The sequence below is a fragment of the Bradyrhizobium algeriense genome (assembly GCF_036924595.1).
GTDB classification, from domain to species: Bacteria; Pseudomonadota; Alphaproteobacteria; order Rhizobiales; family Xanthobacteraceae; genus Bradyrhizobium; species Bradyrhizobium algeriense.
Map to the genome: position 1 here is coordinate 1,707,341 of NZ_JAZHRV010000001.1, position 25,700 is coordinate 1,733,040.

Genomic DNA, 25,700 nt, shown 5'->3' on the forward strand with positions numbered 1-25,700 from the left:
GCCGCATGCGGTGTTTACAAACAACCAGTCCGCACCACCTTTGGGACCGGTACAAACCCGAATTGAAGGGGGATTTAGCCAATGAAGCGGATCATCGTCGTCGCAGCTGTGCTTGCATTCAGTGCCGGTGCGGTCGTTGCACAGCAGGATCAGGTCAAGCGGACCCAGGCCATGATGAAGGACAATGGCAAGAACGCCGGCGCGTTGTCGGCGATGGTCAAGGGCGAAAAGCCCTACGATCAGGCGACTGTCAATGCCGCGCTGGCCCAGTTCGAAGACACCGCCAAGAACCTTCCGACGCTGTTCCCCGCGAGCATGAAAGGTATTAAGCTGGAGGGTGATTACGATCCCTCGCCGAAAATCTGGGATGACAAGGCCGGCTTCGAGTCCCAAATTAAGAGCTTCGCCAAGGTCGTCGCCGATGCCCAAGGCAAGGTCAAGAATCTCGACACGCTAAAGGCGGAACTGCCCGTCATCGGCAAGCAGTGCGGTGGCTGCCACGAGACATTCCGGATCAAGAAGGGCTGATCGCATTCTAACTTTGAGCATGATCTCCGCGCAAACGCGTTTCCGCGTTTGTCGCGAGGGAAAACAGTTACGCATTTTTCCCGATCATGCTCTGGCCTAAAAAGGGGCGGACGCCGCGAAGCGTCCGCCCCTTTTGTGTTAGCCTTTTCTTGTTCTTGTTTACTCGTGTTCGAACTTACCTGCTTCGTCACCAAATTTACCTGGTGACTTGATTTATTTGGTTACCTGGCCGCGGATTTCGCCGCCCGGATTGGCTGCGGTGTGAATGTTGACGTAGTACTTGCCGGCCACGAGGTCCGCGGCCTGCGCATCGGTCAGCGTCGCGCTGCCCTCGACCGGGCTCGACGTCGCGTTCGGGATAGCGACCGCGACGCCGGCGTTCTTGCCGGCTTCGGCTGGGCCGTGGAAATGCGCGGCGGTAGCAGGACCCGACAGACCGGAATAGGAAAGCTTCCAGCTCAGCTTCTTGCTGGCGGGATCGTAGTCGATGTCGGCGGTGCCGGTGGCCGCGCTGGTGTTGGGCGGCACCTGGGACTTGCCGTCGAGGGTCGCCTTCATCTTGTCGGCGGACGCGGGTCCGGCAAAAGCAATCGCTGCCCCCAGCGCAAGCGTGACAAGCATGGTCTTGTTCGACATGGTGTTTCTCCCTGTTGACATCAAACGGCCGTGTCAGCCTCAAAACAACGACTTCACGAATTTATTCCCGAAACGACAACAACGTCTGAAAATTTCGTGGAAGCCTATGGCGCAAAGTGCGTTCATACTGGTCGTTGAATTGCGAAGCTTGATGACGGATCGGCAAATGCTGCGACGAATTCTCCTTGGCTTGATCCTGGTTGGCGCCGCCGGCGCTGGAATCTTCTGGTGGCTGACGATCCCGGCAGTCGTTGCCCCGGCCTCGCTTTCTCCTCGCACGCCGAACCTCGCCAACGGCCTCACAACGTTCAATGCCGGGGGCTGTTCCTCCTGCCACGCCGTTCCCAACCAGCCCGATCGGCTGAAGCTCGGCGGCGGGCTTGCAATGCCTTCACCGTTCGGGACGTTTTACGTTCCCAACATCTCGTCCGATCCCACATACGGTATTGGCCGGTGGAGCGAAGCGGATTTCGTGACGGCTGTGCTCAAGGGGACATCGCCGGACGGCCAGCATTATTTTCCGGCCTTTCCATATGCGTCCTACCAGCATGCGACGGTCGAGGACATCCGCGACCTCTTCGCCTACCTGAAGACGCTTGCGCCGGTTGCCGGCGAGCCGCGCGACCACGACGTGCCGTTTCCGTTCAACATCCGTCGCAATGTCGGCGTCTGGAAATGGCTGTTCATGGACGGCAAGCCTTACACGGCGGACGCTTCACATTCGGCGTCATGGAATCGCGGCGCTTATCTCGTCAACGGTCCGGGCCATTGCGCCGAGTGCCACAGCCCGCGCAACTTCCTCGGCGGTATCGTCGAGGCGCAACGCTTCGCAGGCGGGCCCAATCCGGAGGGCGAGGGCTGGGTGCCCAACATCACCCAGAAGCGATTGGACGAGTGGAGCGCGAAGGACATCGCCTACTTCCTCGAAACCGGGCAAACGCCTGACGGCGACACCGCCGGTGGATCGATGGCGCGGGTGATCAGAAACATTTCGCAATTGCCGCCGGAGGATCGCGCCGCCATCGCAGAATACCTGAAGTCGCTGCCGCCGGTCGAGGGACCGCCGCGGCCCAGGAAGGCAAAGGACGCCGAGAAGTCATGACCGGCGCGTTGCGCCTGCGCTCAGGGCGTCAAGGCCGCGGTGATCGGCATTCGCCTCTCTGGCGGCGCAGGGGACGCAATAGGAGGCACGATCATCAGCGGCTTGCGCGGCGCAGGTGTGGCGGTCGCAGGCATGGCGATCTTTGCCCGCCTCAAGTCCGTGGCCGGCTTGGGTGGAGCGATAGCGGCGAACGGGTCGAAATCGCCGACGCGATACAGAACGATGCCGCGGTCGAAATTGGCGGTTGCGAAGCGCGGATAATATTGAATCGCGAGATTGTATGAGACGAATCCCGGGACCTGTTCGAAACGGCCGATGGCCGTGACGTTTGCCTCTTTCGCCGCGGGCGCAACCGCCGATGTCCCGATGGCACCGACGGTCGATACGTCCCCCTCGCGCTGGACGGGCGGTTCATCCGAAGCGGTGACGTCAGGATGCAGCGCTGCGACGACTTGCGCTTCGCCGATGGTCCTGTCGGTCGTGATTTCCGCTGCGCCGGGTGGCGTTGAAAACAGTCCGAACAGGACGTAGCCTCCGACCAGCACCGCCGAAATGACCGTTGCCGCCATCGTGTTGGAGGCAACCTTGCGCACGGTCTCGTAGGTCTGCACGGCCTTCGTGGCCGGCGGCTGAAGCGCAATGGCGAGCAGTTCATCGTAGGTCTCGCGCTGCTCGGCATCGGTCAGGATGTCATAGGCGCGCACCAGCTCCCTGAACCTCAGGGCAGCATCGGGATTGTCGGGATTGATATCGGGATGTGTCGCCTTCGCAGCCTTGCGGAACGCGGTCCGCAAGCCCTCGGCGTCATCACTCGGAAGCGCCCCGAGCAAATCGTATAGCGTCCTCATGGTGGTACTCGCGACTATTTCCCCCTCGGAACGTCCCCCGCCGCGGAGCCCTCCGATTGACGACGCCTTAGGTAATCAAAAATATCAAGGCGGTAGAATGATGCTCTTATGGCAAAAGCATGCAAATCCGCTGGGATGGTTAATGGGTACCGCCCGCGAGGCGGCTTCATCGGCGGCAGCAGACGGATGCGGCGGCCTCCACCCCCGGCCGCCATCACAGCCGCAGGACGCGGCCTAGAGCCGCGCAATCCCAAGATCGTCGGCGACCTGGTCCAGCCCGCGCAGCAGCGCAGGCGCTATGGGAATGCCAAGGCTGGTCCGCCTGAGGCGCGTTTCATGGCTGCGTTCGCCGGGCACCCAGATGCGGTCCACGCCCGGCATGCGCCGGCTGTTGCGGAAATCGCGCACCAGCGCATCGACGCTTCGCTTGAAGACGGCAATGTCACCGAAGGCTGCGATGTTGATGGCGGCGACCGCCTGTCCGGTGTTGGTGACGCTGTCGTCGTCGTGATTGAAGTCGATCACGTCGCGGCCCATCGCGGCGCCGCCGAGCGTGCCTGCGAGCAGGCCGATGATCATCGCAAGGCCGTAGCCCTTGTATCCGGCCTCCATGCCGCCGAGCGGCAGCAGCATGCCTTCGTCGGCGCGTTTCGGGTCGGTCAGCGGCTTGCCTTCGCGATCGATCATCCAGCCCTCCGGCATGGTCTCGCCGCGCAGCGCCTTGGTTTTCACTTTCCCGTAGGCGGCGACCGTGGTCGCCATGTCGAGCACGATCGGGTTTTCGTCGCCGGCCGGAATGGCGGCTGCGATCGGATTGGTCGACAGCAGCATGTCGAGGCCGCCCCAGGCCGGAAGGTGATTGGCGTTGCCGACCGCGAAGTAGAGCCCGATCATGTCATGGGCGAGCGGCATCGTGGCGTAGAGTGAGGCGGGGCCGGCATGGTTGCTGAACTGCGAGTTGACCCAGCCTATTCCGGTGCTGCGCGCCTTTTCGATCGCCATCCCGGCCGCGCGTTTCATCACGAGGTGGCCCATGCCATTGTCGCCGTTCAGGACGGCGGTGCCGGCGTGCTCGTGCACGACATGGATGTTGGGCCGGACGTTGAAGCCGCCGGCCTTGATCCGCCTGACATATTGCGGCAACCGGCTGACGCCGTGCCCGTCCGATCCCTGCAGGTCGGCCTCCGCCATCAGGGCCGCGACCGTTGCAGCATCGGCGTCCGGCAAGCCCACCGCGGTGAGCGCCTGCTCGATGAAGGCCTTCAACCGGTCAAAAGTAACTGATGTATCGGACAGGACGGGCACTCCCAGAGGCCCGCGGGCGTGGCCGCGCCGGGCGAAGTCGACGTCGATGGCGGGCAGGGCCGCCGTTGCTAGCCGGTGCCGAACGCCTTGAAGGTGATGATGGTGTGGGTGTCCTGGATGCCCGGAATCACCTGCACCTTCTCGTTGACGAAATGGCCGATGTCGGTGTCGTTATCGACGTAGAATTTGACCAGCAGATCGTAATCGCCGGCGGTGGAATAGATCTCCGAGGCGATCTCGGCCTCCGCGAGCGCATTGGCGACGGCATAGGACTGGCCGAGCTTGCATTTGAACTGGACGAAGAAGGGAACCATTGCTGTCGTCTCCAAAAATGTTGGCCCCAATAGGCCAAAAACCGCCGGGGATGGCAAGCCAGCTTGCCGCCCGTGCCCTGCCGCGGTAGGACAATTCATGGCCCTCACCACACGATTTGCGCGAGGCTTGCGATGACGACGCCGATCGCGCTCACCATCGCCGGCTCGGATTCCTCTGGAGGAGCGGGCATCCAGGCCGACCTCAAGACGTTTGCCGCGCTCGGCGTCTACGGCGCCTCCGTGATCACGGCGCTGACCGCGCAGAACACCACGGGCGTCAGCGGCATCCACCAGGTGCCGGCGGAGTTCGTGACCGCGCAGATCGACGCGGTGTTTTCAGATCTCGACGTCGGCGCGGTCAAGATCGGCATGGTGGCGCACCCGCCGGTGATCGACGCCATCGTCGCGGGGCTCAAGCGCTGGGCGCCGAAGCATGTCGTGCTCGATCCCGTGATGGTCGCAACTTCGGGCGACCGGCTGCTCGCGACCGAAGCCGTCGACGCGTTGCGGACCAGGCTCATTCCGCTGGCGTCGGTGATCACGCCCAATCTGCCGGAAGCCGCAGCGCTGCTCGACGAAGGCGTGGCGGCGGACGAAGCCGCCGTCGAGAAACAAGGCAGGCGATTGCTGGCGCTCGGTTGCAAGGCGGTGCTGATCAAGGGCGGCCACGGGGAGGGCGCCGAGAGCATCGATTACCTGGTCGATTCCTCCGGTGTCACCGCACTCGCCGCGCCGCGCATCGCCACAAAAAATACCCACGGCACCGGCTGCTCGCTCTCCTCGGCGATTGCCGCGGAGCTCGCGAAAGGCGAGGGCATGGACAGCGCCGTGCGCAACGCCAAGGCCTGGGTCAGCGCTGCGATTGCGGAGGCGGATCGTTTCACCGTCGGGCACGGCCACGGCCCGATCCATCATTTTCACAAGTTTTATTGAAGCAAGCGTAGCCCGGATGGAGCCAACGGGTCGCGCGAATGCGCGCCCCGTTGGCTCCATCCGGGCTACGTATTGCCTCTCCACTGTCGCCTGCCTGTCGCATCGCGCTGCTATCCGCAAGTTGTGGGGCGCGGCAGTGATTCTCGCGGAAATATCGCGGCGTGAACAGTCATCGCCCTGTCACAGAAATCTGTCAGGGGACAGGTATGGGTAGTGACTCCTTGAGTGAAGAAAGCCCGGAACGGCGCTTTCGGACCTTGTTTATCTCCGATGTTCATCTCGGAGCCCGCGGCTCGCAAGCCGATCGATTGCTGGATTTCCTCAAGAGCCATGACGCCGACACCATCTATCTCGTCGGCGATATCGTCGATGGCTGGGCGCTGAAGTCGAGCTGGTACTGGCCGCAATCGCACAACGACTTCGTGCAGAAGATGCTGCGCAAGGCGCGCAAGGGCGCCAAGGTCATCTACGTGCCCGGCAATCACGACGAGTTCCTGCGCAATTATTACGGCACGCATTTCGGCGGCATCGACGTGGTGGAGAACACCATTCACGAGGGCGCCGACGGCAAGCGCTACCTCATCATCCACGGCGACATCTTCGATCTCGTGGTGCAGAACGCACGCTGGCTCGCCCATCTCGGCGACAAGGCTTATGACTTCGCCATTCAGATGAACCGCCTCGTCAATTTCTTCCGGCGCATGTTCGGCGTGCCCTATTGGTCGCTGTCGCAATGGGCGAAGCTGAAGGTCAAGAACGCCGTGAACTATATCGGCGCGTTCGAAAAGACCCTGGCCGGCGAGGCGCGGCGGCACGGCGCCGACGGCGTGATCTGCGGCCACATCCACTACGCCACCATCCGCGACGAGCATGGCATCCGCTACATGAATTGCGGTGACTGGGTGGAAAGCTGCACTGCGCTCGCCGAGCATGAGGACGGCCGGTTCGAGATCATCACCTGGACCGATCCACTGCGAAGGACGGTGCCGGTTCCCCGCGTCGCGGCGCGCGCCGCATGATGCATATCCTGGTCGCGACCGATGCGTGGCATCCGCAGGTCAACGGGGTGGTTCGCACGCTGACCATGATGGCAGAGGCGGCCAAGGGATTTGGCGTCGAGGTGAGCTTCCTGACGCCGCAATCGTTTCGCACTTTTGCGATGCCGAGCTATCCCGATCTGCGGCTGGCGCTGCCATATCCGGCAAAAATCGCAAAACTGATCGAGGCGGCAAAGCCCGACAGCATTCATATCGCGACCGAGGGCCCGATCGGGCTATTGGTGCGGCGCTATTGCCGCAAGCGCGGCGTGCCGTTCACCACCAGCTTTCACACCCGCTTTCCTGAATATGTTTCGGCGCGTTCGCCGATACCGGAAGCCTGGGTTTGGCGAGTGCTGCGCGCCTTCCATCGGCCGAGCCAGGCGGTGATGGCGGCTACGCCGGCGCTGGCGGCCGAATTGCGCATGCGCGGCTTTCGCAACGTGGTGCTGTGGTCGCGTGGTGTCGATACCTCGCTGTTTCATCCGCGCAGCGTCGATCTCTGCCTGCCGATGCCGGTATATCTCAGCGTCGGGCGCCTCGCAGTCGAAAAGAATCTCGAAGCCTTCCTCGACCTCGATCTGCCCGGCACCAAGCTCGTCGTCGGCGATGGGCCGGCCCGAGCGGCGTTGGAGCGGAAATATCCGGACGCCGTGTTCCTGGGCGCCAGGCACGGCGAGGAACTGGCTGAAATCTACGCGGCGTCGGACATTTTCGTATTTCCCAGCAAGACCGACACGTTTGGCCTGGTGCTGCTGGAGGCGCTGGCCAGTGGCCTGCCGGTTGCCGCCTTTCCGGTCACCGGTCCACGCGACGTGATCGGCTCGGCGCCGGTCGGCGTCCTGGACGACGACCTGCGCGCGGCCTGCCTGGAGGCGCTGCAGGTTTCGCGGCAAGATTGCGTCGAATTCGCTACCGGCTACAGCTGGCAGGCCTCCGCGCGGGTCTTTGTCGAGCATGCCCTGACCACCCGCCCGGTCCTGCCGGAAGGCGAGGTGGCCGAATTTGGCACGGAAGATCCGCATTTCGCCGCCTGAGTTCACGGGTAACGCCTGAATTCACGGTAAATCGTCTTGCCCGCCCGTCGGCGACCGCGATACAAATTGCGGATGCCAGAATCTATCCAAAATCCACCTATTGGCGCGGCCGATATCGAGGCCGCCGCCAAGGTGGTCGCGCCCTTTGCGGTGCGGACGCCGCTGTTGTCGTTCCCCGTTCTCAATGAACGCGTCGGGACCAAGGTGTTTCTGAAGCCCGAAATGCTGCAGCGGACCGGATCGTTCAAGTTCCGCGGCGCCTTCAACAAGCTGGCCTCGATCCCGCAGGACAAGCGCGGCGGCGGGGTGGTCGCGTTCTCTTCCGGCAACCACGCCCAGGGCGTGGCGGCGGCGGCGCAGATCCTCAGCATGCAGGCCACCATCGTGATGCCCGCGGACTCTCCCGTCACCAAGCGCGAGCGCACCAAGGGCTACGGCGCCGAGGTGGTGCTCTACGACCGCGACAAGGAAGACCGCGAAGCGATCGCCAACGGCATTGCTGCGAAGCGCGGCGCGACGCTGGTGCGCCCCTATGACGATCCCTTCGTGATTGCCGGACAAGGCACCGCGGGCCGTGAGATCGCCGAAGACATGACGGCGCTCGGGCTCGTCCCCGATATCGTGGTGGCACCGGCCTCGGGCGGCGGGCTGATCGCCGGCGTTGCGACGGCGGTGAAGGCAAAATTTCCGCAAGCGCAGGTGATCGTCGCCGAACCCAAGGACTATGACGATCATGGCCTGTCGCTGCGCGCCGGCCACCGCGAGGCCCATCATGCCGCCGGCCGCACCATCTGCGATGCGCTGATGGCGGCGATGCCGGGCGAACTCACCTTCTCGATCAACAGCAAGCTGCTGGCGAATGGCGTGATCGCCTCCGACGAGGAAGTCGGCGCGGCGGTCGCCTATGCCTATCGGGAATTGAAGCTTGTGGTCGAGCCGGGCGGCGCCGTCGGCCTCGCCGCGCTGTTGGCCGGTCGCATCGATGCGAGGGGCAAGAACGTCGTCATCGTGCTCTCCGGCGGCAATGTCGACGCGGACCTGTTCGCCAAGCTGGTCGCCTGATCATCCCGTCTCAAACGGAACCGGGCAGAGCGTGTGCTCTGCCCGGTTTCGTGTTTGTACGAAGCTCTCCCGTCAGCGCCGTCCGAAGCCGCCGCCGCCAAACGAACGGCCGCCGAACGAACTGCCACCGAACGAACTGCCACCGAACGAACTGCGGGCGAATGAATTGCGCGACGGGCTTGCGGCGACGCGCTGGCTGAAGCCTCCGCCCATACGGCTGTTGAAACGACGCGGCGCGGTGTTGACCATCGGCCTGTTGGTGAGCCGTGCCGAATTGTTGTTGAACCTGCCGGGCAATTTCGCGACCTTGCCGGTGTTGACGGGATTGGTGTTGATCTTGCCAGGCAAGGTCGTGACCTTACCCACTTTGCCGTTGTTACCAATATTGGCAGGGGTGATCCCGCCCTTGGCGGGCAGCGTAACGATCTTCGATGGCGAGGGTATATGAGCCTGGGCGCCAAGATTGCCCTTGGAGATGCCCAGCGTCGGCGCGTGGCCGAAGTTCCCCGACTTGAAGGACGGCGACTGCTTCGCCAGATGCGTGAACTGCATCAGATGCACCGCCTTCGGCGCACCCTGCAGCTTCAATGCAGACTTGGCGTACTGGCTGTTGGAATAATTGTCATGGAACGTCTTGTAGGCGAAGGGCGAGTTCGCGAGCACCGCCTTGTGCCACGCCTTTGCCACCTGCAGGTTGCCAAGCAGCACGCGGATGTGGTCGCACAGCGGGTCATGCGGGTAGAGCCGGATGAACTCCTCATAATACTCGGGCGAGCCTTCGGACAGCACGTAGTCGTAGGCCTGGCGCACCGAACGCGACGGCAGATTAGCTGCAGCCTGCATGATCGGACGGCGATCCGGCGAGCGGCCTGCGGCAACCGCCGTATCGCCGAAGAAATAGAAATCGGAGGTCAGCGACGAGCTTTCCCACGGCGTCTGACGGCCCTTGGTCGCGCTGTTCACTTCGAGCCGGACGCGCTTGAACAATTGCTCGATCGGCAGGTTCGGTTCGCGTGCGACATTCAGGAAAGCCGACGTATACGGGCTGTGGTTGCCGTCGCCGTCCTGCGCCTCCATGCCCGGCGCGGTCGAGTAGCCGACGATCGAGCCGTTCGGCGCATCGACGATGGCAAGGCCCCGCCCGGTGTCATTGACCTCCGGGAACGGATTGTTGCGGCAGGCGTCGAGTACGACGATACGCATCCGGCTCTGGATCGATTCCAGCGTGCCCATCAGATCGACCAGTCGCAGCGAATTGCGGTCGAGATCGGACGGCGAAGAGATTTTTGCATCGACCGGGAGCAGATAGTTCTCGCCCGCCACCTGCACGCCGTGGCCGGCATAATAGATCATGGCGACGGCGCCGGGGCCGCGCTCGGCGACCCTGGCGGAGAAGTCCTGCACGACCTTGACCATGTCGCTGCGCGTCAGGTCGGTCGCCTGCGTCACCTCGAAGCCCGCCGAGTTCAAAAGCTGCGCCATCGATTGCGCGTCGTTGCCGGGATTGGCGAGCTTTGGCGCGGTCTGGTAATTCGAATTGCCGATCACCAGCGCGATGCGCTGGTCCACCGCCGGTGGCGTTTGCATGCCGTTGCGGATGTCGGCGTTGGGGGCTTCGGCGAAAGAGGCGCCGGCGAAGCCCAGCAGGCCTGCCAGCACGCTGGCAGATAACAGCAATGACTTGAAACGGGACATGGCGGCTTCCTCACGTGAATCTCGTGGCGAGATTTGCTGTGGGGACGCTAGGCCGCTTTACCCTTGCGGTACGTGACGGCGGTCACGCTTGCTGCCGGAGGCGGCCGGCTCTTGCCGCGGTTCAAGACAGCTGACAATCTCGGGTTGCTGGAAGGTCGAAGGAACCCAACATGGGGTAAGCTTCGGGCTAACGATCGCAACCGGAATCATCGCGGCGGTGCTGGTCATCGCGGCTGCGGCTCAGGCGAGCAATGTGTTCGCGCCGCTTGCGGCGGCCATTTTCATCATCGCCATCGTGTGGCCGGTCCAGAAGCGGTTGCAGTCGTGGATGCCGAAGCTTGTCGCGCTGGCGATCACCGTCGTCGTCACGGTGGCGATCTGTCTCGGCTTTGCCTCTCTCGCGGCCTGGGGATTTGGTCGCGTCGGACGATCGCTGGTCGCGGATCTGCCGCGCTACCAGGCCCTTTATTCGACGATGGTGACTTGGCTGGACGGCCACGGCGTTTCGGTCGCAGGGCTTTGGGCCGAACATTTCAACGTAGGCTGGCTCTTGCGCGCGACGCAGTATGTCACCGGGCGCGTCAATACCACGCTGACCTTCTGGGTGATTGCGCTCGTTTACGTCATGCTCGGACTTCTCGAAGTCGACAATGTCAGGCAGAAGATCGAGCGGCTGGATAATCGTACCGCGGCCCAAGTGCTGCTCGACGGCAGCGCGGCGACCGCGACGAAATTTCGAAGGTACTTGCTGGTACGGACGAAGATGAGCGCGGTGACCGGCGTGCTGGTCGGCGCTTTCGCGGCGATTACCGGACTGCCATTCGCATTCGAGTGGGGCGTGATCGCCTTCGTGCTCAACTATATCCCGTTCATCGGGCCGTTCGTCGCGACGTTGTTTCCGACCTTGCTGGCGATGACGCAATTCGAAAGCTGGCCGGCGGTGCTCGGCGTCTTCGTTTGCCTGAACATCATCCAGTTCGCGGTCGGCAGCTACATCGAGCCACGCGTCGCCGGCACCATGCTGTCGATTTCGCCTGTCGTCGTGCTGTTTTCGATCTTCTTCTGGACTTTCCTGTGGGGCCTGTTCGGGACCTTCATTGGCGTGCCGATCGCGCTCGCGATACTTACTTTTTGCGCCGCCCATCCATCAAGCCGCTGGATCGCCGATCTGCTTGGCGGGCCCGACCCGGCGAAGCCCGGTAAAATCTAGCTCGCTGTCGCGCCGGCAATCTCCACGCGCTCCGGTGACAGCAGATCCAGCCGCCCATCCGGGCCAGCCGCCAGGGTGTGAATGTAGAAATACGTCGTCGCATCATCAGTCGCATTCATTACCGGCGACGGAGCGGAGATGATTTTCAAGCGGCCGCACGCGCCGATCCAGTCGAGATGACGGTGGCCGTGCATCACGATGGCGCGATCGGCCAATGCGTCCAGCCTGCGCACGAACCAGTTGCCGTTGATCAATGCGGTTCCGATGCGTTCGGAAAACGCCTTTACCGGCATGGGATACTCGACCACATGATGATGCATCGCGACGATCCACCGTGCCCTCGGATAGTGTCGGGCCGCCGCCTCGACGCGGCGTGTCTGTTCGACGGACACCAGTCCGAGTGCGTTGGTGTATGAAAAGTGGGTTTCTGCGTTGGAGTTCAGGATGGCTATTCCGAGACCCTCGTCGGTGTCGGGCGGCACGATCATCGGAAACTGGTCATCGAACAGCCCGCGCAGTGCCGCCGCGCGGCGCAGGCCGCCGCGCTTGGCAACGGCTACGATCGCATCGCGGTGCGGAGCCAGCGTCGCCTGCAGCGTAGCGATCGGCTTTCCCTCGGCGTCGACGACGTGCACGCGATCGCCTTGCACGGCGGCGAGCGCCGACAGCGTCCGAATTTGCCGCAACAGCTTGCCGGTGCTGAACGGCAGGTCGAGCCGGGCCGGATTCGCGCGGTCGACGATGTTGACGTCGTGATTGCCGGGCAACAGGATCATCCGCGCCGCGAGCTCCGGATGATGCGCCAGTGCGTCGAGGAATGCGGCCCATTCGCCGGCGCGGCCGGCGTCCGTCATATCGCCGCTGACCAGCACGTGGTCGAGCGGATCGATCGCGTGAATGGCGGCGAGATGCGCCAGGATCCGATCGAGCCGGTCATTGCCGCGCGGGCCGGCGCGTCCGCTTTCGATGCGAAAGCCATATTGTTCGCCGATCACGTGAAGGTCCGATAGATGCGCGATGCGCCAGCGCCGGCTTTCGGCCGAGGCAGCATCGAACGCGGCAAGGTCGAGCGGTTGAGGCATGCTGGCGTCGGCAAAGCCCCAGACCAGCGATGCGATCGCCAGATATACCGACACCAGCACGACGGCATTCGCAAGCATCGGCACGACGAGGCGATGCAGCAGGGCGATGTCGCTCCAGTTGCCGGTCCAGCGCGAGGCAGGCCAGGCCAGCATCGCGATCGCCACGGCGCATGCGGATAGCATGATGCCGGAGCCAACCGAGTTGGCGCTGCGCAGGCGCGCCCGGCCGGCGGTGGTCAGGTTTTTGCCTCCGACCAGTTCCGTCAGATGCCGCAACGCTTCGCGTCCGAACGCGTAGCCGGGCTGGACCAGGAGGGCGTTGAGCGACCAGAAACTGGTCTCGGCAATTCGAAACAGCGGCCGCCATCCGATCCACCCCAGCGCAAGAACCGCGATCAGCGCGACGGCCGCACCGATTTCAGTCAATGCGGCAAGACGTTCCGACAATTTCGAAAACCAGGCGGACGCCAGCAGCGGCGCAAGGCCGAGCAGCACGGCCGGCAGCAGCAGCAATACCGTCCAGGCGAACAGCAATTTCGGCAGGCTGATTTCGACGAGCAGGGTTCCGGCGATCGCGAGCAGCGACCGCTGTCCGGGACTTGCCGCATCGTCTTCGATGTCGCCATCGCGCGGATCGATCAGCATGCGGTCTTTGGTGCTGGTTGAGCCGCGTTCCGCGGTCGACCTCGTCATCACGGGCTCCGCTTCGGACACTCGTTGTTTCGGCTACACGCGCCTTTGCTTCTCTCACGGCGCGCATGTGACAGCCGTCCTTACCGAGCGTACTCCGAGAGGCAGCCGGCTACGCCGCCACAGTCGCAACCGGCTGATCCTTCAATTGGCTGCCGCGGGCTAAGCGGCATTCGTTTTTGGCGCCGGCTGCCCGGTGCTCGCTTTCGCGAGCGCGTCGCGAAGCTTCTGTTCCTTGCTGTCATCCAGCGACGTCTTGAGCACGGTGCCGCCGGCGTCCTGAATTTCCCGCAATACCTTGTCCGGCGTCATGTTCTTGATGAGTACGAACAGCGCCGCGTTGCCGGGTTGCATGCTTGTTGAGAGCTCCTTCATGAAGGCGTCATCGATGCCGTAGTCCGACAGGGCACCGCCGAGCGCGCCCGAAGCCGCGCCGAGCGCAACACCAAGGATGGGATTGAGGAAGATCACGCCGATCAGAAGTCCCCAGAAACTGCCCGATACGGCTCCTATGGCCGTCGTGTTGACGAGCTGGTTCAGCTTGACGGGGCCGGCCTCCGTCTTCACGGCAATCACGGCATCGCTGATCGAGATCAGATATTCCTTCTGCAGTTTGAACAGGCGTTGCCGCACTTCCTCGGCCTTTGCCTCGGATGGATAGATGATGGCGATCAGATCTGACATCTCCGTGTCCTCCAGCTTGATGTGATGGACCTGCTGCAGGCCGAACGGGGCGTTGACGGATCAACGCTCCTCCGCCGCGCAGCGGCGCTGCCGGCCAGTCCGCCGGCGGCGAGGATGATCCCGCAGAGCCGTTTATCAGCGGCGCGTTGCAGGTCGCTCGGTAGCCGTGTACGGCACAAGTCCCACGCTATCACAACCTGCGGGCGAACGGATCACGGTTCGCTGATCGCGCTCATCAAACCATGACAGCGCTCGGTCAAATTGGTTGCTAATTCGCCGAGGTTTGTCGATGACATCATCGTCAGCGTCGCGCGATTTGTCACAAAATTTTGTAGCGGAACACACTCGCCGCAAACCTACTTTAAGGTTGTGTGATTGACTCGATGCACCTTCGAACACTACGCTCATTGCAGGTCACAAGAAGCTGAAGCGGTCGATGGAGGCCGCTTTTCGGCGCGCAATCCGTGTTGCTGAACGGCTCGGCGATCCTCAGGTAGATCGTTTCAGCCGCCGGGAGGAGTCCAATGGACTTTCCTTCGACCGCAGTGCAAACAGAGCGGCCATACGTCTCGACGGGACATCTGCCCGAGCCCGAGATGGTACAGAGGCTGGTGTCCGATGCCCACCGGCGTTTCAAGTCGAATGCCGAAGGGCGCAATTCACAAGTCTATCCGGCGCTTGCCAGGGTTCCGAGAGAACTGTTCGGGATCTGTGTGGCCGGCACCAGCGGTCGCATCTATGAGGCCGGAGACACCGAATTCAAATTCTCGATCATGAGCGTGTCGAAGCCGTTCGTGTTCGCGCTGGTTTGCGAGACGGTCGGCCCCGAGGAGGCACGCGCAAGACTGGGCGCGAACGCCACAGGATTGCCGTTCAACTCGCTCGCCGCCGTCGAGCAGGGCGGTGGCCGGACCAATCCGATGGTGAATGCGGGTGCGATCGCGACCACGAGTCTTGTGCCGGGCCTGACAGCGGAAGGTCAATGGCAATTCATTCACGACGGGCTGTCGCGCTTTGCGGGTCGCAAGCTCGCGCTCAATGAGGAGGTTTACGCCTCGGCGTCGCAGACGAACTACCGCAACCGCAGTATCGCCCGGCTGCTGCAGAGCTACGACCGCATCTATTGTGACCCCAAGCAGGCGACCGATCTCTACACCAGGCAGTGTTCGCTGAACGTGAGCGCCAGAGATCTGGCGGTGATGGGGGCGACGCTGGCGGACGGTGGCGTCAATCCTGTTACCCGGCAGCGCGTGGTTGACGCTTCGGTTTGCCACTATGCGCTCACTGCGATGATTACCGCGGGATTGTACGAGACCTCGGGCGACTGGCTTTACGACATCGGCCTGCCCGGCAAGAGCGGGATCGGCGGCGGCATCGTCGCGGTTTCTCCGGGCAAAGGCGGCTTCGGCACTTTCGCGCCGCCGCTCGATGCGGCCGGCAACAGCGTGAAGGGACAACTGGCGGCAAAATTCCTGTCGCAGCGGCTGGGAATGGATTTGTTCGTGTCGCAACCGGAAAACTGACGCAGAGGCAAAGAGCGGCTCGATCGAGCTTGTGGCTCGGTCGATCCGAAAGCCGAGCAATTCGGGAGAACGCCATGGCGACGCACTCGATGTCGATCGGAGCAATCCGGGAACGGGCGCGGGAGTCATGGGTGCCGATGATTGCGATCGCGCTCGGCCAGATGATCATGTCCTTTAACGTCGCCTCGCTGCCGGTCGCGCTCGGCGGGATGGTCAAGAGTTTCGGGGTGCCGCCGACCACGGTCGCCACCGGCATCGTGGCCTATTCGATGCTGGTGGCCGGCTTCGTCATGCTCGGCGCCAAGCTAGCGCAACGGTTCGGCGCGCTGCAGGTTTTTCGTTTTGCCGTCGGCCTGTTCTGCGCATCGCAGATATTGATGACCTTCAGTCCCACCGCAACGCTGATGATCGTTGCGCAGGCGCTTTGCGGCGCGGCGGGGGCGGTCATCGTGCCGTCGCTGGTGGCGCTGATCGCCGAGAACTACACGGGGCGGCAGCAGGCGACGGCCGTTGGCGCGCTCGGCTCCGCACGGGCGGCGGCCGGCGTGCTGGCGTTCATCATCGGCGGCGTGCTCGGCACCTATATCGGCTGGCGCCCGGCGTTCGGAATCCTGATCGCGGTTTCCGCCATCGTTTTCCTGTTGAGTTTCCGTCTCAAGCGCGATTACGGCCGCCCCGACGTGCAGATTGATATCTTCGGTGTCGTGCTGGCCGCCTCTGCCATCATCCTCATCAGTTTCGGTTTCAACAACCTGAACGGCTGGGGCCTTGCGCTGGCGACCGCCAATGCGCCGTTCGATCTGCTCGGCCTTTCGCCGGCGCCGGTCATGATCATTCTCGGTGTCGTGCTCGGGCAGGCGTTCCTGACGTGGACGCACCGGCGGCAGGCGGCGGGGAAGACGCCGCTGCTCGCGCTTCAGGTGATCGACTCGCCGGAAGAGCGCAGTGCGGTCTACGCGCTGTTTGCCGTGGTCGCGCTGGAGGCGGCGCTGAATTTCTCGGTGCCGCTGTATATCCAGATCGTCCAGGGCCGTTCGCCGCTGGCGACCGCGATTGCGATGATGCCGTTCAATCTGACGGTGTTCTTCACGGCGATGCTGATCGTCAACGTCTATGACCGGCTGACGCCGCGGCAGATCGGCCGCTATGGCTTCATGCTGTGCACCATAGGCCTGGTGTGGCTCGCCTTTGTCGTGCGCAACGACTGGAGCGAGGTCCCTGTGATTCTCGGCCTGGTTCTGTTCGGCATTGGCCAGGGTTCGCTGGTGACGTTGCTGTTCAACGTGCTGGTCACCGCCTCGCCAAAGGAACTCGCGGGCGACGTCGGGTCGCTGCGGGGCACCACGCAAAATCTTGCCGCGGCGGTCGGAACGGCGCTGGCAGGTGCGCTTCTCGTCGGCCTGCTGAGCTCGATCGCGCTGACCAGCATCGCGGCGAACCCGGTGCTGCCAAAGGAAATCCAGAGCCAGGTCGATCTCGACAACATCACCTTCGTCAGCAACGACCGGCTGCGCAGCGTGATGGAAAGTACGACCGCCTCGCCGCAGCAGGTCGAGGAAGCCGTGCGCGTGAACACCGAGGCGCGGTTGCGTGCCCTGAAGATCGGGCTCCTGATCATGGCCGGCCTTGCGCTGTTGGCGATCATCCCGGCGGGCCGGCTTCCGAACTACCTGCCGGGTGAGATTCCGAGCGATGCGCCGGGTAGCCGATTGAGGTCGAGCTGATCAGTGAGCAAGCGGGGAAAGGGGCGTCCCAAGAAGGAGAACAACAATGGATGCAATCGACCGTCGCACTGCGCTCCGGACCCTGATGTGTGGTGCCGTGACCGTCGGCCTGGGCGCAAGCCTGCTACCTGATGTGGCCGAGGCGATACCGCTCGCGATGCAGAAAGATCCCGGAAAGGACGCCGGAGAATTCAAGCTGGAGACTCAAGGCCCTGGCACGCGGCCGCCTGGACGGCCGCCCACGCGGCCATCGCGGCCTCCCCCTCATTGGCATCGCCGCCATCGTCGTCGTCGCCGTTGGGTCTGCTGGTGGCATCGCGGCCGTCGCCGGTGTGGCTGGCGATGGAAATAACGGAACTAGAGGTCGGTGAGACCTGAGGTGAGGAGAATGACATGACGACATATGACAGCAGTTCGCGCATGGGCGTCGGCAGTCTGCCTGCGCCGCCGTTCTGGATTTGTGTGCTGCTTGGGCTCGTGATGATCGGAGCCGGAATCCTGGTTCTCGGCGACATCATGCTCGTCACCCTTATCAGCACCGTCTTCATCGGCTGGGTCGCCATCATCGCGGGCGCCTTCGAGGTCATCCACGCCTTCTGGACCAAGGGATGGGGAGGGTTCGTCTGGCAAGTGCTTCTCGGAATCCTGTACATGGCATTCGGCATCGTACTGGTGGGCCAGCCGGTCGCCAGCGCGCTGATCCTCACCTACATCCTCGGCATGGTGCTGCTGATTTCGGGTTTCGTTCGCATCCTGCTCGGCATCAGCCACTGGCGACAGGCGGGCTGGATCATGCTACTTTCGGGAATATTCGGCGTCTTGGCCGGTCTCGTGATCCTGACGGGATTCCCGATGACTGGATTGTGGGTCCTTGGATTCGTGCTCGGCGTCGACCTGATATCCCACGGGATCGGGTGGCTGGCTTACGCGTGGCTGCCGACGACGAGGACAGCGAGCAGCGCCTAGCGGTGGATGTAGTTGCTTCGTGCCCAGCCGTGCGTACTCGGAGGGAGGTCTTACGTGCCCTTAAGCGAATGGTCCGGAGTCGTCAAAATCCTGGCAGTCGCCGCGGCCTTAAATCTCACCGCGGCACTGCTCCCTGCGCAAGCCCAGCAAGGCGCGGCGGTCCTGTTTCAAAACGTACGCATCTTCGACGGCAGGAGCGGCACGCTTTCAGCCTCGTCCAATGTCCTGGTCAGGGACAACAAGATCGCGAAAATCTCGCCCGCAGCGATCACGGCGGACGCCGCGCAAACGGTCGTCATCGAGGGCGGAGGACGCGTGCTGATGCCCGGCCTGATCGACGCGCATTGGCACGCGATGTTGATCCGCCCAACGCCGGCGGCCGCCATAGCGGGCGACGTCGGCTACAACAATCTTCTTGCGGCTGCGGAAGCGACGGACACGCTCATGCGGGGTTTCACCACTGTTCGCGACGTGGGCGGGCCAAGCTTTGGGCTCAAGCAAGCCATTGATGATGGCCTCGTCCCCGGTCCTCGCATCTACCCGTCCGGCGCCATGATCACGGTCACCAGCGGCCATGGCGACTTCCGGCAGCGTTCCGAGCTGCCAAGAACGATCGGCGGCATGCTCGCCCGCATGGAGCAGGTCGGCGGCAGTATGGTCGCGGATAGTCCCGACGAGGTGCGCGTGCGCGTGCGCGAGCAGCTCATGCAGGGGGCTTCCCAGATCAAGTTGACGGCGGGCGGCGGGGTGTCATCGCCCTTCAGTCCGATCGACGCCGTCACCTTCACCGAGCCCGAATTGCGAGCCGCGGTCGAAGCGGCCGAGAATTGGGGCACATACGTTGTCGCGCATGCCTTTACGCCGGCTGCGACCCAGCGGGCTATTGCCGCCGGCGTGAAGTGTATCGAGCACGGGTTCCTCATGGACGACGCGACCGCCAAGCTGATCGCCGAGAAGGGCGTTTGGCTGAGCTTGCAGCCGCTCCCCGAGGAGTTGAGGCAAGGCCTTCCCGAGGGCTCAGTCGAGCGAGCCAAGGCGGATGAGGTCTGGCCGGGCATAGGCAAGGCATACGAGTTTGCGAAGAAGTACAAGCTCAAGACGGCGTGGGGCACCGATGTTCTGTTCTCCCCCGCGCTGGCCCAGCGCCAGGGGGCAATTCTGGCCTCGCTTGTCCGTTGGTATACCCCCGTCGAAGCACTCGCCATGGCGACGGGGACGAACGGCGAATTGCTGGCACTGTCCGGTAAGCGCAATCCCTATCCGGGAAAGCTCGGCGTGGTCGAAGAGGGCGCGCTGGCTGACCTGCTGCTGGTGGACGGCAATCCAATCGAGAACATCAAGCTGATCGAGGATCCGGCCAGGAATTTCCTCGTCATCATGAAGGACGGGAAGATTCACAAGAACCTGGTTACAGGCGGCAGGCCGAACTAGCGCACGGACTCATCAGCCTATCTCTAAGACGGGAGGTGAAGCATGTACCGGCATATTCTCATTCCGACAGATGGATCTGAGCTGGCGGAGCGTGGGGTGACGCACGGGTTGGCGCTCGCGAAATCCCTTGGAGCCAAGGTATCCGTGATCTTCGTTGTGGAGCCGTTTTCAGAACTGACGGGACGAATGCTTGAAGCAGTCGCAACCTATGTTGAGCTGCGCAAGGAACAGGCGACAAGCGTATTGGATCGCGCGGCAAACGCGGCCAAGAAGGCGGGTGTTCCCTGCGAGACGATTCAAGCGGAGAGCGGACAACCCCATCAAGCCATCATCGCAGCAGCCGAGGACAAGGGCTGCGATCTCATCGTCATGTCATCGCATGGTCGCAGCGGACTTTCCATGCTTTTGATCGGCAGCGTGACAAACAAGGTGCTGACGCAGGCGAAAACCCCGGTACTGGTTTGTCCGTGAATGAGTGGGCCGCTCGACACAACGTCGCCGACAGCATGCTAAACTGGACGTGGCTCATCCGCCGGGATTGTGAGCGCGGCTTGATCGATGTCTAGCCATCACTTGTTAGGGAAAACGTTCGACGAGCACAGGAGCCCTCAAATGTATGCCAACATTCTCTTGAGCACGGATGGGTCGGATGTCGCGAGACAAGGCGTCAAGCATGGGATGGCTTTAGCAAAGGCCTTGAATGCGAAGGCGACCGTTATCACCGTAACGGAACCGCTGCCGATCTACTACGGCAGCGGACATGCCTCGGGATGGATGCCCTCCCAGGAAGAGTTTGATCGCTTTGATGCAGCCTGCGAGGAACAGGCGGGCAAACTGCTTGACGAAGCTCGGGCGATGGCGGAGGAGATTGGGATATCCGCTGAATTCTTGCATGTACCAAACGCGCACCCGGCCACTGCGATTATCGAAACAGCAAAGTCCAGAGGCTGCGACCTGATTGTCATGGCCTCGCACGGGCGTCGCGGCCTCAGGAAGCTGATACTGGGGAGTCAAACGTCGGAGATCCTGGTGGACGGGAGCGTGCCGGTGTTGGTGGTTCACCCGCGGACATAAGTGAGGTGCGACTGAAACGCCGCCCTACTGCCGATTGACCGCGGCGACCTTGAGGTGGAATGGCAGCATCGTCACCGACATCGGCAACTGCCCGATGCTCTCGCCGTCGACGTCGGCGCGCACCATGGTGTCGCTGTCGATGCTGATCCGGCTGGCGTGGCGCCGCGAGACTTTCGGGTGCGCCAGATAGCTGCCGTCGCCGAGTTTGGGGACGATCCTGGTCAGGGTTTCCCAATGTCCGATGTCGCCGACCAGGATCAGGTCGAGCTTGCGGTCGCCGGGGTCGGCACCGGGCGCGAGCATCAGGCCTTCACCCGCGCCGTCGAAGCTGCACAGCATCAGCGACCACATCGGCAGGCTCTGCTCGGCTTCGTCGTCGATCCTGATGCGGTAGTTGCGGGGGTTGTAAGTCAGCGATGTGAACGCCGTCATCAGGACATAGCTGATCGGGCCGAGCCGCTTCAAGAGCGGCACACGTTGCGCGCGCCAGGAGATCGTGGCCGCGGCGCCGACGATGGCGAGCACGAAGCCGTAGCGCGTCACCTGTCCGCCGCCATAGCCCTTGGCGTCGGCGCGGAACACATCGACGTCGCGCGTGTGCCCCATGGCGATCGCCTTGCAGGCCTCGCCGAGCGAGAGCTGACCGAACGAGCGGCAGAGTTCATTCGATGTGCCGGCCGGCAGTTGCGCCAGCACCAGATCGGGGGCAATCAGCCGGTCGTCCGAGATCACGCCGTTCATCATCTCGCTGAAGGTGCCGTCGCCGCCGACGGAAATCAGGCGCCGGCAACCGGCATCGACCGCTTCCCGCGCCAGCTTCGTCGCGTGATTGGGCGCGCGGGTCATCGTGATGTCGTCGTCATCGATCGGGCCGAGATGCTTTTCGAGTCCGGCACGAATCTGCGGCCAGCGCTTGCCGCAACCGCCCTTGTTCGCCATCGGATTGACGATGATCCTGGTTTTCACGGCGATCTCCGCTTGCGAAGACAATCGCGCCAGCTTGGCGTCGGTGAAGGTGTGAAGCAACCGGAAAGCGAACTATTCGCAGATGCAACAAAATGCTGCGGGCGCGTCGTGGAAGCCGGAGCGCTTCGAGCGGCGACGCACAGGGTCTTTTACAAGCAGCGGGCCTTTTACGAAAAGAACGCGATCTTCTCGGCCTGGCTCATGCGCCGGATCGGCGCCAGCGGGTCGTTGGCCGCGGTGACGGGCTTTCGCAGCATGCCGCTCGCGATGATGGTCGAGCCGAGTGACACTTCCATAGGCGCAGGTGGCACAGGTACGGCGGCGGGCGGCGGGGGTGGCTGAACCACCTGAACCACCCGTTGAACCGGCGGCAGCGCCGGCACGGCGACTGGTTCGGGCGCTTTCGCGATGATCGCGGGAGCTATTGGCGCAGGCTCCGCCAGGCGGACTTGCTCGGCTACCGCTTCGGCGATCTCGTCGTCGCTGATCGGATCCGGCGCGCCCATCTCCATCGCGATCATGTCGAGGACCGCCTCGTCCTGGGCATCAGCGTCTTGGAGGTCGGGGTCTTGGAGGTCGGCGTCTTGGAGGTCAGCGTCTTGGGGGCCGGCGTTCTGGACCGCGGCTTGTTGGAGCGCGGCTTCCTCGGCTGCGGCGGCCGGCGGCGTTTCCGTTTGCGTCAGCACGGCTTCCACCGCCGCAAGCATGGCCTCGGCGGGCTTGGCCCGCGAAGCAGACGGTGCCTCGGCAGCTTGCTGTGCCAAAGTTGCTTCGGCCGTCTCCGCCGCCGCGGCCATTTCCGGGTCGGCCGAGGAGGGCGCCGCCGTTTCGGTCTCGGCAACCAGTGAGGAGCGGTCGTCGTCGCCGAATTCCACAAGCCGGCCCTGCAGGGCAGCAAAGGCCGCACGCAGCGCCGCTCGCGCCTCCTCGGAGGAGAACTGGTCGGTGCCCTTTTCGATGACGGTGACCTGCGAATCGATCAGGTCGCAGATCCGCCCGTCATTGCCGATTTCGCGCAACCGCCAGGCGATTTCCCGCAGCACCCGCGCGCCCTTGCGGACCGGCGCCAGCCGCTGTTCCAGCGCGAGGCTGTCGAGCGCTTCCACCGCCGATTCCTCGGCGGCCTCGACCGAACTGCGGATGGCGGCGAGCGCCTCGGTCAGGCGCTCTTGCGCCGCGGCCGCCGCGGCGACGGCCTCCGCGGCCTGCTGCGCCGAAAGGCCTTCCTCCCGCTGGAGGCTTGCCTCCCGCTCAAGGTTCTCTTCCCGCTGGGCGGTGAGGCTTTGCTCGATCCGCGCCACCGCATCCAGCACCATGCGGGTGTCGGCGTTGCGGTTGCGCTTGGCGTATTCGGTCAGGAACCAGCGGCCCCGCGAAGTCTCCATAAAGGCTTCGGCGATCGCGGCATAATCCTCCTCCCTCGGCAGCGTGGCGCGTGCTGAGATCGGCGAAAGGGCGAATGCTTCGTCGGCCATGTCAAACTCTTCGCGCAAATCAGCGCGCATTGCGATAACGAAACAACACGATATTGCCCGAATCGCAATTGAATTGATGCAGAGCGAATCACAAATCCCCATCGCATCTCAAGGTGCATCCAGGCGTTTCGCGACGCGGATGGCGCTATTTTACGGCACGCTGTTCGGCATGACCGGCACCCACCTGCCGTTTTTCACGGTCTGGTTGAAGGCGGTCGGCATTGATGCGTTTTGGATAGGGCTGATCACGGCTGTCCCCCCGGTGACCCGGTTTACGGTGCTACCGCTGGTGACGGGCCTTGCGGAACGGCGCCAGGCCTTGCGCGGGGCGATCATCGTGACCGCCTTTGCCACCGCCCTAGGCTTTTTCATCCTGGGCACCCAGCATCTGCCGGTGCTGGTGTTCCTGATCTACGCCCTGACCTGCTGCCTGTGGACGCCGATGGTGCCGCTGACGGATGGCTATGCGTTGCGGGGGGTGAAGCGCTATGGCCTCAACTACGGACCGTTGCGGCTGTGGGGCTCGGCCGCCTTCGTCCTCGGCGCGCTGGTCTGTGGGGTGCTGCTCGACCTCATCGCCGCCCGAAACCTGATCTGGATCATCGCAGGCTCTGCCGCGCTCGGGGCGCTGGCCAGCCTCGCGCTGCAGCCGCTGGACGACACCCGGACGGCCCGCCCGGGCACCGGCAGCGCGGGCGCGTTGCTGCGCGACGGCGGTTTTATCGCGATCATCGTGGCGTCGGCGCTGATCCAGGGCAGCCATGCCGCCTATTACATTTTCGCGTCGATTGCCTGGCAACAAGCGGGGTTCGACGGACTGACGATTGCAGTTCTGTGGGTCCTGGGCGTGATTGCCGAGATCGTGCTGTTCGCGCTGTCGCCGCGCTTCAGCCTGCAACCGTCGATGCTGGTGATGATCGCGGCCCTGAGCGCGGCCGCGCGCTGGGCGATAACGGCGCAGGATCCGCCGCTGGCTGTTCTCGCCATCGTCCAGCTCGCGCATGCACTGAGCTTCGGGCTGACGCAGGTCGGCATCATGGGATTGATGCTGCATCACGTGCCCGGCCACGTGATGGCGCGCGCGCAAGGTTATCTGACCGCCTGCGGCGGCATCGTAGCGGGCCTCGCGTCGATCGCGTCAGGCACGATCTACGGGACCTGGGGCCAGGGTATCTATTACGTGATGGCTGTCATGGCCGCCCTGGGCGGGCTGGTGGTCTGGCTTGCGCGGGACCGGCTCTCGCGTCATCCCCACAAGGCGGCTTCCGGCGGATAGACCAGGCTGCCGTCGTAGCGCAGTCCTTCGTCGCGGTCGCGCGCCAGCAACAGCGGACCGTCGAGATCGACGAATCTGGCCTGTTGCGCCAGCAGCATGGCCGGCGCCATCGCCAGCGATGTCGCGACCATGCAGCCGATCATGATGTCAAAGCCGAGCGCCTGGGCGGCATCGGCCATGGCGAGTGCCTCCGTCAGCCCGCCGGTCTTGTCGAGCTTGATGTTGACGGCGTCGTAGCGCGCGCGAAGGCCTTCGAGGGAGGCGCGGTCATGCACGCTTTCGTCGGCGCAGACCGCGACCCTTCGCTTGATGCGCGCCAGCGCCTCATCTCGCCCGGCCGGCAGCGGCTGCTCGACCAGCGTCACGCCGGCATTGGCGCAGGCGGCCAGATTGTATTCGAGATTGTCCGGCGTCCAGGCTTCGTTGGCATCCACGATCAGTTCGGATTCCGGGGCCGCCTTGCGTACCGCTGATATCCGCGCGTCATCGCCGTCGCCGCCGAGCTTGATCTTCAAGAGCGGCCGGTGCGCGACCTTCGCGGTGGCTGACGCCATGGCTTCCGGGCTGCCGAGCGAGATCGTGAAAGCGGTGGTGCAGGAGCGCGGCGCGGGCCGGCCGAGCAGGGTCCAGACCCGCTGGCCGCTGCGCTTGGCCTCGAGGTCCAATAGTGCACAATCCAACGCGTTGCGGGCGGCGCCGGCGGGCATCGCCGCCTGCAGGGCCGTTCGGTCCAGTCCCTTGGCAAGCGGTTCCTGCATCGCGTCAAGCGCTTCAAGTGTTGCTTCCGGGGTCTCGCCATAACGAGGGTAGGGCACGCATTCGCCGCGGCCGCTCTCGCCGTCATGGCTGACCGTGGCGACAACCGTGATGGCCTCGATCTTGGCGCCCCGGCTGATGGTGAAGGAGCCTGCGATCGGCCAGCGTTCGATGCTGGCGGCAAGCTTTCGGGAAAGGCTGGAAGTCATTTTAAAATCTGGCAATTTTCTGAACCGCAAGCTTGCTCGCTGCACCCAACTATGGCTGGTTAGGGACAGATTCTACAAGGCAAGCGGTGTGCGGAACCTGACGTTTTTCAGGGGGCGCGTATCGACCGAAGGGTGGG

24 protein-coding genes are annotated in these 25,700 nt (G+C 63.6%); 14 read left to right on the forward strand and 10 right to left on the reverse strand.

Going from position 1 to position 25,700, the window contains the following annotated elements:
• The first annotated feature begins 81 nt into the window (after positions 1 to 81).
• Complete coding sequence (locus V1286_RS08190; protein WP_334478799.1) at positions 82 to 528, forward strand: c-type cytochrome; 447 nt, start codon at positions 82 to 84, stop codon at positions 526 to 528.
• A 213-nt stretch (positions 529 to 741) separates the two neighbouring features.
• Here V1286_RS08190 and V1286_RS08195 read toward each other — a convergent pair whose 3' ends face one another.
• Positions 742 to 1,164, reverse strand: a complete 423-nt coding sequence (locus V1286_RS08195) for a CHRD domain-containing protein (RefSeq protein ID WP_334478800.1) — start codon at positions 1,162 to 1,164, stop codon at positions 742 to 744.
• A gap of 166 nt (positions 1,165 to 1,330) precedes the next feature.
• Here V1286_RS08195 and V1286_RS08200 point away from each other — a divergent pair, with 166 nt between their 5' ends.
• Positions 1,331 to 2,266 (forward strand): c-type cytochrome, encoded by a 936-nt coding sequence (locus tag V1286_RS08200; RefSeq protein ID WP_334478802.1) that lies wholly within the window; start codon positions 1,331 to 1,333, stop codon positions 2,264 to 2,266.
• Positions 2,267 to 2,286: 20 nt separating this feature from the next.
• Here the strand turns inward: V1286_RS08200 and V1286_RS08205 are convergent, their stop codons facing one another.
• The 3 genes from V1286_RS08205 to V1286_RS08215 all read right to left on the reverse strand — a co-directional run bounded on the left by V1286_RS08205 (position 2,287) and on the right by V1286_RS08215 (position 4,733).
• Positions 2,287 to 3,114, reverse strand: a complete 828-nt coding sequence (locus V1286_RS08205) for a J domain-containing protein (RefSeq protein ID WP_334478804.1) — start codon at positions 3,112 to 3,114, stop codon at positions 2,287 to 2,289.
• Between the two features lie 234 nt (positions 3,115 to 3,348).
• Entirely contained in the window at positions 3,349 to 4,419 is a 1,071-nt protein-coding gene (locus V1286_RS08210; protein ID WP_334478806.1) for an Ldh family oxidoreductase, read from the reverse strand.
• A gap of 68 nt (positions 4,420 to 4,487) precedes the next feature.
• On the reverse strand, positions 4,488 to 4,733 hold the full coding sequence (locus tag V1286_RS08215) for an Lrp/AsnC ligand binding domain-containing protein (RefSeq protein WP_029583462.1): 246 nt from the start codon (positions 4,731 to 4,733) through the stop codon (positions 4,488 to 4,490).
• A gap of 132 nt (positions 4,734 to 4,865) precedes the next feature.
• Between V1286_RS08215 and thiD the strand changes: the two genes are divergently transcribed.
• The 4 genes from thiD to V1286_RS08235 all read left to right on the forward strand — a co-directional run bounded on the left by thiD (position 4,866) and on the right by V1286_RS08235 (position 8,802).
• Positions 4,866 to 5,666 carry a bifunctional hydroxymethylpyrimidine kinase/phosphomethylpyrimidine kinase gene (thiD, locus tag V1286_RS08220; protein ID WP_334478807.1) on the forward strand — a complete coding sequence of 267 codons (801 nt, stop codon included), beginning with the start codon at positions 4,866 to 4,868 and terminating at the stop codon, positions 5,664 to 5,666.
• A 206-nt stretch (positions 5,667 to 5,872) separates the two neighbouring features.
• The gene (locus V1286_RS08225) at positions 5,873 to 6,685 is read left to right on the forward strand and encodes a UDP-2,3-diacylglucosamine diphosphatase (RefSeq protein ID WP_334478809.1); all 813 of its coding nucleotides are present in this window, start codon (positions 5,873 to 5,875) and stop codon (positions 6,683 to 6,685) included.
• Entirely contained in the window at positions 6,685 to 7,740 is a 1,056-nt protein-coding gene (locus tag V1286_RS08230) for a glycosyltransferase family 4 protein (RefSeq protein WP_334489580.1), read from the forward strand. The genes V1286_RS08225 and V1286_RS08230 overlap by 1 nt, the downstream gene beginning before the upstream one ends.
• 72 nt (positions 7,741 to 7,812) lie before the next feature.
• Positions 7,813 to 8,802, forward strand: a complete 990-nt coding sequence (locus V1286_RS08235) for a threonine ammonia-lyase (protein ID WP_334478811.1) — start codon at positions 7,813 to 7,815, stop codon at positions 8,800 to 8,802.
• 72 nt (positions 8,803 to 8,874) lie between these two features.
• On the opposite strand, the gene V1286_RS08240 is transcribed toward V1286_RS08235, so the two are convergent.
• A complete protein-coding gene (locus tag V1286_RS08240; protein ID WP_334478813.1) occupies positions 8,875 to 10,497 on the reverse strand; it encodes a caspase family protein in 1,623 nt (540 codons plus the stop codon).
• A gap of 217 nt (positions 10,498 to 10,714) precedes the next feature.
• Between V1286_RS08240 and V1286_RS08245 the strand changes: the two genes are divergently transcribed.
• Positions 10,715 to 11,707 (forward strand): AI-2E family transporter, encoded by a 993-nt coding sequence (locus V1286_RS08245; protein ID WP_334478814.1) that lies wholly within the window; start codon positions 10,715 to 10,717, stop codon positions 11,705 to 11,707.
• On the opposite strand, the gene V1286_RS08250 is transcribed toward V1286_RS08245, so the two are convergent.
• Positions 11,704 to 13,482 carry a metallophosphoesterase family protein gene (locus V1286_RS08250; RefSeq protein WP_334478816.1) on the reverse strand — a complete coding sequence of 593 codons (1,779 nt, stop codon included), beginning with the start codon at positions 13,480 to 13,482 and terminating at the stop codon, positions 11,704 to 11,706. The genes V1286_RS08245 and V1286_RS08250 overlap by 4 nt on opposite strands.
• A gap of 159 nt (positions 13,483 to 13,641) precedes the next feature.
• Entirely contained in the window at positions 13,642 to 14,163 is a 522-nt protein-coding gene (locus tag V1286_RS08255) for a DUF1269 domain-containing protein (protein WP_334478817.1), read from the reverse strand.
• 524 nt (positions 14,164 to 14,687) lie between these two features.
• On the opposite strand from V1286_RS08255, the gene glsA reads away from it, so the two are divergent.
• The 6 genes from glsA to V1286_RS08285 all read left to right on the forward strand — a co-directional run bounded on the left by glsA (position 14,688) and on the right by V1286_RS08285 (position 20,881).
• A complete protein-coding gene (glsA, locus tag V1286_RS08260) occupies positions 14,688 to 15,686 on the forward strand; it encodes a glutaminase A (RefSeq protein WP_334478818.1) in 999 nt (332 codons plus the stop codon).
• Positions 15,687 to 15,760: 74 nt separating this feature from the next.
• On the forward strand, positions 15,761 to 17,410 hold the full coding sequence (locus tag V1286_RS08265) for an MFS transporter (protein WP_334478819.1): 1,650 nt from the start codon (positions 15,761 to 15,763) through the stop codon (positions 17,408 to 17,410).
• A 393-nt stretch (positions 17,411 to 17,803) separates the two neighbouring features.
• Positions 17,804 to 18,376 carry an HdeD family acid-resistance protein gene (locus tag V1286_RS08270; RefSeq protein WP_334478820.1) on the forward strand — a complete coding sequence of 191 codons (573 nt, stop codon included), beginning with the start codon at positions 17,804 to 17,806 and terminating at the stop codon, positions 18,374 to 18,376.
• Between the two features lie 126 nt (positions 18,377 to 18,502).
• Entirely contained in the window at positions 18,503 to 19,807 is a 1,305-nt protein-coding gene (locus V1286_RS08275; RefSeq protein ID WP_334489582.1) for a metal-dependent hydrolase family protein, read from the forward strand.
• A 42-nt stretch (positions 19,808 to 19,849) separates the two neighbouring features.
• Entirely contained in the window at positions 19,850 to 20,278 is a 429-nt protein-coding gene (locus V1286_RS08280; protein ID WP_334478822.1) for a universal stress protein, read from the forward strand.
• A 141-nt stretch (positions 20,279 to 20,419) separates the two neighbouring features.
• Positions 20,420 to 20,881, forward strand: a complete 462-nt coding sequence (locus V1286_RS08285; protein WP_334478824.1) for a universal stress protein — start codon at positions 20,420 to 20,422, stop codon at positions 20,879 to 20,881.
• Positions 20,882 to 20,905: 24 nt separating this feature from the next.
• On the opposite strand, the gene V1286_RS08290 is transcribed toward V1286_RS08285, so the two are convergent.
• Together V1286_RS08290 and V1286_RS08295 are read right to left on the reverse strand one after the other, a co-directional pair.
• A complete protein-coding gene (locus tag V1286_RS08290; RefSeq protein WP_334478826.1) occupies positions 20,906 to 21,847 on the reverse strand; it encodes a diacylglycerol/lipid kinase family protein in 942 nt (313 codons plus the stop codon).
• Positions 21,848 to 22,014: 167 nt separating this feature from the next.
• Positions 22,015 to 23,322: a hypothetical protein gene (locus V1286_RS08295; protein ID WP_334478827.1), complete on the reverse strand. Its 1,308-nt coding sequence runs from the start codon at positions 23,320 to 23,322 to the stop codon at positions 22,015 to 22,017.
• A 76-nt stretch (positions 23,323 to 23,398) separates the two neighbouring features.
• On the opposite strand from V1286_RS08295, the gene V1286_RS08300 reads away from it, so the two are divergent.
• On the forward strand, positions 23,399 to 24,598 hold the full coding sequence (locus V1286_RS08300; RefSeq protein WP_334478829.1) for an MFS transporter: 1,200 nt from the start codon (positions 23,399 to 23,401) through the stop codon (positions 24,596 to 24,598).
• Here V1286_RS08300 and dgcA read toward each other — a convergent pair.
• The gene (gene dgcA, locus V1286_RS08305; protein ID WP_334478830.1) at positions 24,568 to 25,563 is read right to left on the reverse strand and encodes an N-acetyl-D-Glu racemase DgcA; all 996 of its coding nucleotides are present in this window, start codon (positions 25,561 to 25,563) and stop codon (positions 24,568 to 24,570) included. The genes V1286_RS08300 and dgcA overlap by 31 nt on opposite strands.
• Positions 25,564 to 25,700 lie beyond the last annotated feature (137 nt).